Genomic DNA, 13,349 nt, shown 5'->3' on the forward strand with positions numbered 1-13,349 from the left:
TGTCCCACGGTCACCGGTCAGACACGGTCGAGGCGATCCAGGGCCGAGGTGAGGACGCCGTGGGCACGGTCGACCAGGTCCGCGGTCGCCTCGAGGGCGGCGATGTCGGTGCCGTCGGCGTCGTCGTCGAGGTCCTGCGACCGGTCGCCGACGATCGCGTCGATCTGGTCGGTGATCTCACGGATCTGCGCGGTGACCTCGGCGGGCTCGACCGCGTCCGCCCCGGACACATCGGCACCGGGCACGGGACGCGAGCCGGGCATCTGCGCGGGCGACGGGGAGGTCATGACCCGGCCACGGTATCCAACGCCAGCCCGTGGCGCCGCGCCGCGGCGGCGGACGCGTCGTCGGACGCCACCACGGTCAGGTCACCCGGCGCGACCCCGGCCAGCACATCGCCGGCCCACGCGGCGGCGAGCAGTGCGCCCGGCAACGCGGCGGCATCGGCGCCGTCGGTCGCGCTGATGCGGACGGTGGTGCCGTCGATGCTGATGTCCCACGAGTCGTCGGCGCCGACCGCGGCGACCTCGGCGTCGAGGAGCAGGCCGCTCAGATCCGCTGCGACGTGGGTCGGCCGGGAGTCCTCGTCGGCGCACATCGCGTCGGCGAGGGTGCTGACACCGGTCAGGACGAGGAGGCTGTCGAGTCCGACGGCCACCGCGCCGGCGATGTCGGTGTCGAGGCGGTCGCCCACGACGATCGGGTGCGACGCGCCGCTGCGCGACAGGACGTCGTGCATGTGGGGTGCCGCGGGCTTGCCCGCGACGATCGGCTCGGCGCCCGTCGCGGATGCGACCGCGGCGACCATCGAGCCGTTCCCGACGAGCAGGCCACGCTCCGAGGGCAGCGTCGCGTCGACGTTGCACGCGATCCACAGTGCGCCGGCCCGGATCGCCAGGGCCGCCTCGGACAGCTGCGCCCACCCGGTCTCGGGATTGTGGCCCTGCACCACGGCGACGGGACGGTCGTCCGCACTGCGGGTGGTCGCGATGCCCGCCTCGCGGATCTCCTGCACGAGACCGTCGGTACCGACCACGAGGGCTCGCGATCCCGGCTCGACGCGCTCGGCGAGGAGGCGGGCCGCCGTCTGCGCGCTGGTGACGACGCGGTCGGGACCTGCCGCGAAACCGAGATCCTCCAGGTGCGCGGCGACCTCGGCGGGTCGCCGACTGGCGTTGTTGGTGACGTACCAGACCGGCACCGACAGCGCCTCGAGCGTCTCCCGGGCGTTGTCGACGGGTGCGCTCCCGGCGAACAGCGTGCCGTCGAGATCGGCGAAGACCGCGTCGTATCCGGCGATCAGCGCGCTCTCCGCGACCGCTGGTGCTCCGGCGTCACCGACGGGCTGCGACGTCTCGGTCGTCTCGATCGGCCCGGACGTCTCCATCGGTGCTGCGTCGTCGGTGGTCTCCGGCTCGGGGGAGGTGCTGGGCTCGGCGGGGGCGGAGGGCTCGGCCTCCACCTGCGCCGGCGCGGCAGCAGGCTCGGCGGCCGGTTCGGGCTCGGCGACCGGCGCGGACGCTGCGACGACCTCGTCGACCGAGTCCACCGCAGCGGGCTCGTCGGCGGGCTCGTCTTCGCCGTACATCTCGGCGAACTGCTCGGGATCGGTGATCTCCATCAGGCGCAGTTCGGCGTCGGTGACATCCTCGTCGTCCGCGGCAGCGGCGTTCATGAACCAGGTGACGGCGTCGTCGTCGCGGCCGGCCGCGTGCAGGGCGGTCGCGTAGGCGTAGAACAGCCGGGCCGGGCCGGTGCCACGTTGCGCGGGATCGAGATCGGCCGACTGCAGCGACACGACCGCCTTGTCCGCCTGCCCCAGGTCGATCCGCGCTCCGGACTCGACGATCTTCATCTCCGTGGCCTCGTCGCCGGTCAGGGCGCGCGCCTCCTCGCTGCGGGCGATGTCGATGGCGCGCTCGGGATGGCCGAGACCGCGTTCGCAGTCGGCCATCAGCGGCAGCAGCACGGTGCTCCCCGACATCCGGCGCGCAGCACGCAGTTCCGACAGTGCCTCCGCCCATTCGCCCGCGTTGTAGGCGGCGATGCCCGCGGTCTCGCGGACCACGGCGATGCGTCCCGCGCGACCCCGGGCGGCCCGGGCGTGCAGCAGGGCGGCGGCCGGATCCTCCTCGAGCAGACGCGAGACCATCACCAGGTGCCGCGCGACAGCGTCGGCGTTGTGCCGGTCGAGGGTCTTGAGATCGCGACGCACCTCGCCGTCGAGATCCTGGGGCGTGACGTCGTCGGGCAAGGCGGGCTCGTCCCGGCGGACGGTCCCCCGCCGGTCCGACGAGCGGGAATCGAACCCGGGGCGATCGGACCGCGACCTGTCGGGGCGGGGCCGATCGGTGCCGGGGCGGTCGGAGCGGGTGCGCTCGGGCCGGCGATGCGGGCCGCGGCGGTCGTCACGATCGGTCATGGTTGTCCTCTTCCTGGCGAGACGGTCACACCACACGGACACCCACGCACGCGCGTGGACTCGTCCGGCACCCTGCTCGGACACACCCCTGTGAAGTTCGCGCCGACAGCATAACGTCGCCGAGCGTCACCTCCGGCCATGCACCGGACGTACGCTTTCCGGGTGAGTGCCGCCGACCGCGTCGACCGTGTCCTCGAGTCGGTCGGACTCGACGACAGGACCGACACACCCGTGCGCGGAGCGCGGGTCACCGCCCGGGTGGGCGTCGCTCTCGGCGTGTGTTTCGCGATCTGCTTCGTCACCGGATTGCTGAGCCATTGGATCCAGCACCCGCCGGGATGGTTCGCCTGGCCCACGCGGCCGGTGTGGCTCTATCGGTTCACCCAGGGCCTTCATGTCACGACGGGCGTCGCCGCGATCCCACTGCTGCTGGTCAAACTGGGCACGGTCTACCCGAAGCTGTTCGCGCGGCCCAGGATCGGCTCCCCGGTCCGCCTCATCGAGCGCGCGTCGATCACGGTCCTCGTCGTCGCCGCGATCTTCCAGGTGTTCACCGGCCTGATGAACACCGCGCAGTGGTACCCCTGGAAGTTCTTCTTCACGACCACGCACTACGCGATGGCATGGATCGTGATCGGCGCCGTCCTGGTGCACATCGCGGTGAAACTGCCGATCATCCGCGCGGCCCTCGGCGAACCCGTCGACGCACCCGACCCCCTCCCCGCCGGCGGCGATGCGCCCGATCCGACCCCGACACCCGAGCACAAGGGTGTCCTCACCCGACGGACGGTCCTGCGCAGCACGTGGGCGCTGTCCGGCCTCGCCGCGGTGGCCGTCGTCGGACAGTCGCTGCCGTACGCCCGGTGGGTCTCCTTCCTCGCACCACGCTCCGGCGACGGACCGCAGGGCCTTCCGGTGAACCGCACGGCCTCGCAGGCCGGGATCACCGACGGCGTGCGGTCCGCGGACTACCGGTTGACGGTGGCGGCCGCCGGTCGCGAGACCCCAGTGACCCTCGACGCACTCCGCGCCATGCCGCAGACCACGCGGGACCTGCCCATCGCCTGCGTCGAGGGGTGGAGCGCGTCGGCCACGTGGACCGGGGTGCGCCTGCGGGACCTGCTCGCGACCGTCGGGCACCGGGGCGGATCCGACACCCGCATGATCTCGCTGGAACGCGGCCTGTACGGGGTGTCACAGCTCCCGGCGAACTTCGTCGATGCCGACGACACCCTGATCGCCTTGCGCCTCAACGGTGACGAACTCGACCTTGACCACGGCTACCCCTGCCGTCTGATCGCCCCGAACCGCCCCGGGGTCCTGCAGACCAAGTGGCTCACCCGGATCGAGGTCCTGTGACAGCCGCGGTCCGCGTCGTCCTCGTCCTCGTCGGGGTGGCGATGGGCGTCTACGGGATCACCCTCATCACCGACATGACCACCCGCGATCAGCTGTCGATCCTGATCTGGGCCGCGGCCGGCCTGCTGGTGCACGACGGGATCCTCGCGCCCGTCTACTCGATCCTCGGCCACGCCGGATCACGCCTGCTGCCGTCGACCGTGTGGGCCCCGGTGCTGGTGGCCACGGCCGCGACCCTGGTGATGGTGCTGATCTCGCTGCCCGTGCTGGCCCCGCGTCCGTCCGGGGAGCGGCCGATGAACGGCACCATCCTCGACAGGCCGTACGGGCTGGGACTGGCCCTCGCACTCGTCGTGATCTGGGTCCTCGCCGGCCTGGTCGCCGTCCGCAACCACCGCTCCGTTCGCACTCGGCCGGTCGACGCCTGACCTGTCGGGTCAGAGAACCCGGTCAGGCCATCCGGGCCCGGCGCACGGCCGGCGCGGTGGACCGCGGCAGCAGGCGCGTCGGGTCGGGCGGCACCGACACCTCGATGTCGAGCCCGCCGATGAAGCGGTAGGGGCTGCCCGCGATCAGGCCCGGGAGCTGCCGACGCAGCCGCGACATCTCCGCACGCACGGTCACGAGCCGGGACGGATCGCCGAAGAGGTCCGCGGCCAGGTCGGTCGCCGCGCGACCCTCGGGATGGTGCAGCGACAGCAGGTAGAGGATCTCGGCGTGCCGCGGCGAGACCGTCTGGGTCCAGCTGCCCACCGGACCCACCACCCGTACCGACGGCGCCTGCTCGGCGCACAGATCCACCACGAGGCGGGTCGCGACCTGCGCCGGTGTCGCGTCGACCTCGGCCGGTCGCACGAGCCACCCACCCGGGAGCGGGTCCAGATCGCACGACCCGAGTCCGGGGAGCAGCACCCGCCCGGGTCCGACGTCCTGCGGCAGCGACAACCGCGTGCCGGAGTCGACGCCGTCCACCGCGGCCACCCACCCGTGGTTGTCGACGGCGACCGCCCGCCCGGCCATCCGGGCCAGCATCGGCGCTGCGACCGTGCGCAGACGATCGAGGCTGCGGCGGTGGAGCTCGCGCAGGCGTGACTCGGCCAGGCGTGCCACGGCGTCGACGAGCGCGAGCGTCGTCGGGTGGATCGTCGCGGCCGGGCCGCTGACGTCGACGACCCCCAGCACGTCGCCGGTCCGCGCATCGCGGATGGGGGCGCCGGTGCACGTCCATGTGTGATGGGTGCGTGTGAAGTGTTCGGCCGAGAACACCTGGACGGCGGAACCGGCGACGAGCGCGGTGCCGATCGCGTTGGTGCCGACGCTGTCCTCGGCCCAGCTCGCACCCTCGACGAACCCGAGGCGGTCCGCGCGCGACAGCACCGTGGGCGCACCGCTGCGCCACAGCACGCGGCCCGTCCGGTCGGCCACCACCACGATGTTGTCGCCGTCGGTGGTGACGGCGTCGAGCCCGGCGGTGACCTCCTCGACGACGTCGTCGAGACCGGAGGCACGCCGCGCATGGTCGAGATCCATCACGGTGGGCTCAGGCGTCGCCCGTGCCATGCGGTCGGGATCCGCGCCGTCGGCGAGAAGGCGGCGCCACGACTCGTCGATCACCGTGCGCGGTCGCGCCGGAGCCCGTGTGCCGGACATCCGGGCGTCGTAGACCGCCGACAGGACCTCCGCATGGTGGCGGGGGTCGTCGCCCGCGAGGATCGCGGGTTCGGGTGCGGTCGACATGGTCCGACCAGTGTGCTCCCGGTCACATGATCGAGGCAACGAACCGGAGCGTTGCAACGCGTCGCAACGGTTGCCGGTCGTGGCCCGCAGGGCGTGTGCTCTGCATCACACGCCGATGACGGAGGAGCACGATGACGCAGACGTTGGACCCGGCACTCGCCGACACATCAGGGACGGAGAGCCCGGACGCACCGCAGGCACGGATGGACGCCTGGCTGGCCCGTTTCGAGGCCGCGCTGTCGGCCCGCGACATCGCCTGCGCGACCGAACTGTTCGCGGTCGACAGCTTCTGGCGGGACCTCGTCGCGTTCACCTGGAACCTGCGGACGTCGGAGGGCCGGGACGCGATCGGCGACATGCTCACCGCACGCCTCGACGACACCGACCCGTCCGGCTTCGCGACCCTGGAGCCCGCGACCGAGGACGGCGGCGTCGTCTCGGCGTTCATCGAGTTCCGCACCGCTGTGGGGACGGGGAAAGGTCACCTGCGTATCCGCCGGGACGACGACGGTCAGGACCGCGCGTGGACTCTGCTGACGTCGTTGCGTGAGCTGACCGGTCACGAGGAGCCGCAGGGCACACGTCGCGTGATGGGCGCGGTGCACGGCCAGTCCGACGACCCACGGTCGTGGGCGGAGCGTCGCGAGGCCGAGGAGCGCGAGCTGGGCCGCACGGTGCAGCCGTACACGCTGGTGATCGGCGGTGGCCAGGGTGGCATCGCGCTCGGCGCGCGGCTACGACAGCTCGGCGTGCCCGCCATCGTCGTCGACAGCCACGAACGGCCGGGCGACCAGTGGCGCGGACGGTACAAGTCGCTGTGTCTGCACGACCCCGTCTGGTACGACCACCTGCCGTATCTGCCGTTCCCGGAGAACTGGCCGGTGTTCGCGCCGAAGGACAAGATCGGTGACTGGCTGGAGTTCTACACGCGCGTCATGGAGGTCCCCTTCTGGGGCTCGACCACCTGTCTCTCCGCCGAGTTCGACGAGGACGAGAAGCGGTGGACGGTCGAGATCGACCGCGACGGCGAACGCATCACCCTGCGCCCGGAGCATCTGGTGCTGGCGACGGGGATGTCCGGGAAGCCGATGATCCCGGACTTCCCGGGGATGGACGTCTTCCGCGGCGACCAGCACCATTCGAGCGCGCACCCCGGGCCGGACGCCTACGTCGGCAAGAAGGCCGTGGTGATCGGGTCGAACAACTCCGCCCACGACATCTGCAAGGCGCTCGTGGAGAACGGCGCGGACGTGACGATGGTGCAGCGGTCGTCGACGCACATCGTCAAGTCGGAATCGCTGATGGATCTCGGTCTGGGTGACCTGTACTCAGAGCGGGCCGTCGCCGGCGGGATGACGACGGAGAAGGCCGACCTCACCTTCGCATCGCTGCCCTATCGGATCATGCACGAGTTCCAGATACCCATCTACGACGCGATCCGGGAACGGGACCGGGACTTCTACGACCGGCTCGAGGCCGCAGGCTTCCGTCACGACTGGGGAGACGACGGCTCCGGGCTGTTCATGAAGTACCTGCGACGGGGCTCGGGCTACTACATCGACGTCGGCGCCGCGGAGCTCGTCGCCGACGGCACCATCAAGCTCGCCCACGGTCAGGTCGACCGTCTCACCGAGGACACCGTCGTGCTGTCCGACGGGACCGAGCTCCCTGCGGACCTCGTCGTGTACGCGACCGGGTACGGCTCCATGAACGGCTGGGCCGCCGACCTCATCGGTCAGGACGTCGCCGACAAGGTCGGCAAGGTGTGGGGCCTCGGTTCGGACACCACCAAGGACCCGGGTCCCTGGGAAGGCGAGCAGCGCAACATGTGGAAGCCGACGCAGCAGGAGAACCTGTGGTTCCACGGCGGCAACCTGCACCAGTCGCGGCACTACTCCCTGTATCTCGCCCTGCAGTTGAAGGCACGGTACGAGGGGATCCCCACCCCGGTGTACGGACTACAGGAGGTCCACCACCTCAGCTGAGGTCTCGGGCCAGAGCTCAGACGGATGGCGCCAGGTCGATGACGACCTGGCGCCATCCTTTGTCGTTGGTGCGGGTGGTCGCGTGCCCGTCGCGACGGCCACCGCCCGGGTACTCGACGGTGATGGGTGCGCCGTCACCGGAGAAGTTCTTCCACCACGACTTCTGACCGGGCGCGGCCACCGTGACGGTGACCGTGTCGCCCTTCTGGCGGTAGTTGACGGGAAGCCGGATCGTCCGACCGGACTTCCGGCCCGTGTACTCGAGGACGACCATCGACTTGCCGAGCAGGCCGGCGAGTCCGGGGACACGCAGGAGCGGGAAGACCGCCTTGTTGGCGCCGTTGGCCACACGCTGGAACAGGGTCATGCCGCGGATCGTACGCGCCGGCGAACACATACCCCAGACATGCGACAAGGCCCCTGAACCGGAGTTCAGAGGCCTTGTCGGGATGTTGTGTTCGGCGGTGTCCTACTCTCCCACACTTGTTAAGGTGCAGTACCATCGGCGCTGGAGGGCTTAGCTTCCGGGTTCGGAATGGGGCCGGGCGTTTCCCCTCCGCTATGGCCGCCGTAACTCTGTGAAACCATCACCAACCCCCATGCCAGCGGGTTGGTCACAATCCTTTGTCAAGGGTTGTGTGTTGTTTCAGATATTGCACAGTGGATGCGAAACACGCTCTATCGAGTGTTACCTGTTGTGTAAGTCCTCGGCCGATTAGTACCAGTCACCTGCACCCATTACTGGGCTTCCAGTTCTGGCCTATCAACCCCATGGTCTGTGGGGGGCCTTAACCACGCAATGGTGGTGAGAAACCTCATCTTGGAACAGGCTTCCCGCTTAGATGCTTTCAGCGGTTATCCCTTCCGAACGTAGCTAACCAGCGGTGCTCCTGGTGGAACAACTGGCACACCAGAGGTTCGTCCGTCCCGGTCCTCTCGTACTAGGGACAGGTTTCCTCAAGTTTCTTACGCGCGCGGCGGATAGAGACCGAACTGTCTCACGACGTTCTAAACCCAGCTCGCGTGCCGCTTTAATGGGCGAACAGCCCAACCCTTGGGACCTACTCCAGCCCCAGGATGCGACGAGCCGACATCGAGGTGCCAAACCATCCCGTCGATATGGACTCTTGGGGAAGATCAGCCTGTTATCCCCGGGGTACCTTTTATCCGTTGAGCGACACCGCTTCCACTTGCCGGTGCCGGATCACTAGTCCCGACTTTCGTCCCTGCTCGACATGTCCGTCTCACAGTCAAGCTCCCTTGTGCACTTGCACTCAACACCTGATTGCCAACCAGGCTGAGGGAACCTTTGGGCGCCTCCGTTACATTTTGGGAGGCAACCGCCCCAGTTAAACTACCCATCAGGCACTGTCCCTGAACCAGATCATGGTCCGAGGTTGAGGTATCCAATACGATCAGAGTGGTATTTCAACAACGACTCCACCCACACTGGCGTGCGAGCTTCACAGTCTCCCACCTATCCTACACAAACCGAACCGAACACCAATACCAAACTATAGTGAAGGTCCCGGGGTCTTTTCGTCCTGCCGCGCGTAACGAGCATCTTTACTCGTACTGCAATTTCGCCGAGTCTGTGGTTGAGACAGCAGAGAAGTCGTTACGCCATTCGTGCAGGTCGGAACTTACCCGACAAGGAATTTCGCTACCTTAGGATGGTTATAGTTACCACCGCCGTTTACTGGGGCTTAAATTCTCAGCTTCACCACCGAAGTGATTAACCGGTCCTCTTAACCTTCCAGCACCGGGCAGGCGTCAGTCCGTATACATCGTCTTACGACTTCGCACGGACCTGTGTTTTTAGTAAACAGTCGCTTCTCTCTGGTCTCTGCGACCCCCACCAGCTCACCACGTACATGGGTCACCAGCAGAGGCCCCCCTTCTCCCGAAGTTACGGGGGTATTTTGCCGAGTTCCTTAACCACAGTTATCTCGATCGCCTTAGTATTCTCTACCTGACCACCTGTGTTGGTTTGGGGTACGGGCCGTGTTCCAACTCGCTAGAGGCTTTTCTCGGCAGCATAGGATCATGGAATTCGCCTCAATCGGCTACGCATCACCTCTCAGGCTGAATGAGACACGGATTTGCCTATGTCTCGCCCTACAGGCTTACACCAGTACAACCACTGACTGGCCCCACTACCTTCCTGCGTCACCCCATCGCTTGCCTACTACCACACAAGGTCCCATGCAGCCCCACACTCGAGACCCGAAGGTCTTCTCGATGGTTTTGGATGGTTAGTACATGTGATTCAGCATGGACGCTACGAACACGGGTACGGGAATATCAACCCGTTGTCCATCGACTACGCCTGTCGGCCTCGCCTTAGGTCCCGACTCACCCTGGGCGGATTAGCCTGGCCCAGGAACCCTTGGTCATCCGGCGGAAGAGTTTCTCACTCTTCTTTCGCTACTCATGCCTGCATTCTCACTCCCACACCCTCCACGCCTGGATCACTCCGACGCTTCCACGGATGCAGGACGCTCCCCTACCCACCCACACCACTACACGACCCCCCGCAGGAGACCGTGGATGTCTTGTGTGAGTGCCGCGGCTTCGGCGGTGTACTTGAGCCCCGCTACATTGTCGGCGCAGGATCACTTGACCAGTGAGCTATTACGCACTCTTTCAAGGGTGGCTGCTTCTAAGCCAACCTCCTGGTTGTCTTCGCGACCCCACATCCTTTTCCACTTAGTACACGCTTAGGGGCCTTAGCCGGCGATCTGGGCTGTTTCCCTCTCGACTACGAACCTTATCGCCCGCAGTCTCACTGCCGCACTCTCACTCACCGGCATTCGGAGTTTGGCTGACGTCAGTAACCTTGTAGGGCCCATCGGCCATCCAGTAGCTCTACCTCCGGTGAGAAACATGCGACGCTGCACCTAAATGCATTTCGGGGAGAACCAGCTATCACGGAGTTTGATTGGCCTTTCACCCCTACCCACAACTCATCCCCTCCATTTTCAACTGAAGTGGGTTCGGGCCTCCACGTCGTCTTACCGACGCTTCACCCTGGCCATGGGTAGATCACTCCGCTTCGGGTCTAGAACACGCCACTGAACCGCCCTGTTCAGACTCGCTTTCGCTACGGCTACCCCACACGGGTTAACCTCGCGACGTGCCACTAACTCGCAGGCTCATTCTTCAAAAGGCACGCCATCACCCACCCCTCACGGGCGCAGGCTCTGACGGATTGTAAGCGCTCGGTTTCAGGTACTATTTCACTCCCCTCCCGGGGTACTTTTCACCTTTCCCTCACGGTACTTGTCCGCTATCGGTCACCAGGAAGTATTCAGGCTTACCGGGTGGTCCCGGCAGATTCACAGCAGATTTCACGGGCCCGCTGCTACTTGGGCACCTGGCACACGAGACCACACACTTTCGACTACCGGACTCTCACCGTCTACGGTCGACCATTCCAGGCCAGTTCACCTAGCATGCAGTTTTCTCACTCGCACCCAACACGGCAGTATTGGGAAAACCAGACCCCACAACCCCACACACACAACCCCTGCCGGGTATCACATGCGCATGGTTTGGCCTCCTCCGCTTTCGCTCGCCACTACTCACGGAATCACTATTGTTTTCTCTTCCTGTGGGTACTGAGATGTTTCACTTCCCCACGTTCCCTCCACACCCGCTATACATTCACAGGTGGGTAACACGACATGACTCGTGCTGGGTTTCCCCATTCGGACACCCTCGGATCACAGCTCGTTTGACAACTCCCCGAGGACTATCGCGGCCTACCACGTCCTTCATCGGCTCCTGGTACCAAGGCATCCACCGAACGCCCTTACACACTTACAACAACAAACACTAAATAAAGATGCTCGCATCCACTGTGCAATTCTCAAACAACACACACCCACCACCCACACACCCAAACCCACACAGGCCACCGACTCTCACCGAGCCAGCGCGCCCCAGGTTCTTACCGGGCTGCGCGATGATGGACTACCGAGAAACCACACACAGTGTGTTCTCTCAGGACCCGATAGTGCATCGACACCCACACCACCTCACGATGATGCGGAACCACCACACCCACCCCACAACGGGGCCGGCACGGCACACGGCTTGTTGGCGCTCACAGATGAACACACCCACCCCACACACGAACGGTGTGAGCCTGAGCTGTTGTGTTCTCCTTAGAAAGGAGGTGATCCAGCCGCACCTTCCGGTACGGCTACCTTGTTACGACTTCGTCCCAATCGCCGATCCCACCTTCGACGGCTCCCTCCACAAGGGTTAGGCCACCGGCTTCGGGTGTTACCGACTTTCATGACGTGACGGGCGGTGTGTACAAGGCCCGGGAACGTATTCACCGCAGCGTTGCTGATCTGCGATTACTAGCGACTCCGACTTCACGGGGTCGAGTTGCAGACCCCGATCCGAACTGAGACCGGCTTTAAGGGATTCGCTCCACCTCACGGTATCGCAGCCCTCTGTACCGGCCATTGTAGCATGTGTGAAGCCCTGGACATAAGGGGCATGATGACTTGACGTCATCCCCACCTTCCTCCGAGTTGACCCCGGCAGTCTCCTGCAAGTCCCCGGCATAACCCGCTGGCAATACAGGACAAGGGTTGCGCTCGTTGCGGGACTTAACCCAACATCTCACGACACGAGCTGACGACAGCCATGCACCACCTGTACACCAACCACAAGGGGGGCTGTATCTCTACAGCTTTCTGGTGTATGTCAAACCCAGGTAAGGTTCTTCGCGTTGCATCGAATTAATCCACATGCTCCGCCGCTTGTGCGGGCCCCCGTCAATTCCTTTGAGTTTTAGCCTTGCGGCCGTACTCCCCAGGCGGGGTACTTAATGCGTTAGCTACGGCACGGATCCCGTGAAAGGAACCCACACCTAGTACCCACCGTTTACGGCGTGGACTACCAGGGTATCTAATCCTGTTCGCTCCCCACGCTTTCGCTCCTCAGCGTCAGTTACTACCCAGAGACCCGCCTTCGCCACCGGTGTTCCTCCTGATATCTGCGCATTTCACCGCTACACCAGGAATTCCAGTCTCCCCTGTAGTACTCAAGTCTGCCCGTATCGCCCGCACGCTTGATGTTAAGCATCAAGTTTTCACGAACGACGCGACAAACCGCCTACGAGCTCTTTACGCCCAGTAATTCCGGACAACGCTCGCACCCTACGTATTACCGCGGCTGCTGGCACGTAGTTGGCCGGTGCTTCTTCTCCAGGTACCGTCCTAAGTTCGCCCCTGGTGAAAGAGGTTTACAACCCGAAGGCCGTCATCCCTCACGCGGCGTCGCTGCATCAGGCTTCCGCCCATTGTGCAATATTCCCCACTGCTGCCTCCCGTAGGAGTCTGGGCCGTGTCTCAGTCCCAGTGTGGCCGGTCGCCCTCTCAGGCCGGCTACCCGTCGTCGCCTTGGTAGGCCATTACCCCACCAACAAGCTGATAGGCCGCGGGCCCATCTCGTACCGAAAAACTTTCCACCAACCCCCATGCGAGGGAAGGTCATATCCAGTATTAGACCCAGTTTCCCAGGCTTATCCCAGAGTACGAGGCAGATCACCCACGTGTTACTCACCCGTTCGCCACTCGAGTACCCCGAAGGGCCTTTCCGTTCGACTTGCATGTGTTAAGCACGCCGCCAGCGTTCGTCCTGAGCCAGGATCAAACTCTCCATGAAAAAACACTGAAACCAAACAGTTTCAACACAATCAGGAAAGCAAAACCTGACCAAACAATCCAAAAAACAAACCCACACCACCACTGACGAATGATGCAGGCAAACAAAACTCACCAACAAAAATGTCAACACACTATCGAGTTCTCAAAGAACACACATCC

7 protein-coding genes and 3 rRNA genes are annotated in these 13,349 nt (G+C 65.2%); 3 read left to right on the top strand and 7 right to left on the bottom strand.

All coding sequences use genetic code 11. The features are described from left to right. Window positions 1–17: 17 nt before the first annotated feature. Together LX14_RS19540 and LX14_RS19545 are read right to left on the bottom strand one after the other, a co-directional pair. Entirely contained in the window at window positions 18–287 is a 270-nt protein-coding gene (locus LX14_RS19540; RefSeq protein ID WP_253649044.1) for a hypothetical protein, read from the bottom strand. Next, window positions 284–2,422: an HAD-IIA family hydrolase gene (locus tag LX14_RS19545; protein WP_253649045.1), complete on the bottom strand. Its 2,139-nt coding sequence runs from the start codon at window positions 2,420–2,422 to the stop codon at window positions 284–286. Before LX14_RS19545 ends, LX14_RS19540 begins: the two co-directional genes overlap by 4 nt. Window positions 2,423–2,653: 231 nt before the next feature. Between LX14_RS19545 and LX14_RS19550 the strand changes: the two genes are divergently transcribed. Further along, window positions 2,654–3,781 (top strand): molybdopterin-dependent oxidoreductase, encoded by a 1,128-nt coding sequence (locus LX14_RS19550; RefSeq protein WP_372505468.1) that lies wholly within the window; start codon window positions 2,654–2,656, stop codon window positions 3,779–3,781. Beyond that, complete coding sequence (locus LX14_RS19555) at window positions 3,778–4,209, top strand: hypothetical protein (RefSeq protein WP_253649047.1); 432 nt, start codon at window positions 3,778–3,780, stop codon at window positions 4,207–4,209. Before LX14_RS19550 ends, LX14_RS19555 begins: the two co-directional genes overlap by 4 nt. A 22-nt stretch (window positions 4,210–4,231) precedes the next feature. On the opposite strand, the gene LX14_RS19560 is transcribed toward LX14_RS19555, so the two are convergent. Beyond that, window positions 4,232–5,518: a GAF domain-containing protein gene (locus tag LX14_RS19560; protein WP_253649048.1), complete on the bottom strand. Its 1,287-nt coding sequence runs from the start codon at window positions 5,516–5,518 to the stop codon at window positions 4,232–4,234. A gap of 131 nt (window positions 5,519–5,649) precedes the next feature. Here LX14_RS19560 and LX14_RS19565 point away from each other — a divergent pair, with 131 nt between their 5' ends. Then, on the top strand, window positions 5,650–7,503 hold the full coding sequence (locus tag LX14_RS19565) for a flavin-containing monooxygenase (protein WP_253649049.1): 1,854 nt from the start codon (window positions 5,650–5,652) through the stop codon (window positions 7,501–7,503). A 16-nt stretch (window positions 7,504–7,519) separates the two neighbouring features. Here the strand turns inward: LX14_RS19565 and LX14_RS19570 are convergent, their stop codons facing one another. From LX14_RS19570 to LX14_RS19585, 4 genes are all read right to left on the bottom strand, one after another. Beyond that, on the bottom strand, window positions 7,520–7,870 hold the full coding sequence (locus tag LX14_RS19570; RefSeq protein ID WP_253649050.1) for a nitroreductase/quinone reductase family protein: 351 nt from the start codon (window positions 7,868–7,870) through the stop codon (window positions 7,520–7,522). Window positions 7,871–7,959: 89 nt separating this feature from the next. After that, window positions 7,960–8,076: ribosomal RNA gene (rrf, locus tag LX14_RS19575) — 5S ribosomal RNA — on the bottom strand. A 122-nt stretch (window positions 8,077–8,198) separates the two neighbouring features. Beyond that, window positions 8,199–11,331, bottom strand: a 23S ribosomal RNA gene (locus tag LX14_RS19580). Between the two features lie 345 nt (window positions 11,332–11,676). Continuing rightward, a 16S ribosomal RNA gene (locus tag LX14_RS19585) occupies window positions 11,677–13,188 on the bottom strand. The 16S, 23S and 5S rRNA genes sit together here, the layout of an rRNA operon. Window positions 13,189–13,349: the final 161 nt, after the last annotated feature.

The sequence above is a fragment of the Williamsia deligens genome (assembly GCF_024171765.1).
Lineage (GTDB): Bacteria > Actinomycetota > Actinomycetes > Mycobacteriales > Mycobacteriaceae > Williamsia_A > Williamsia_A deligens.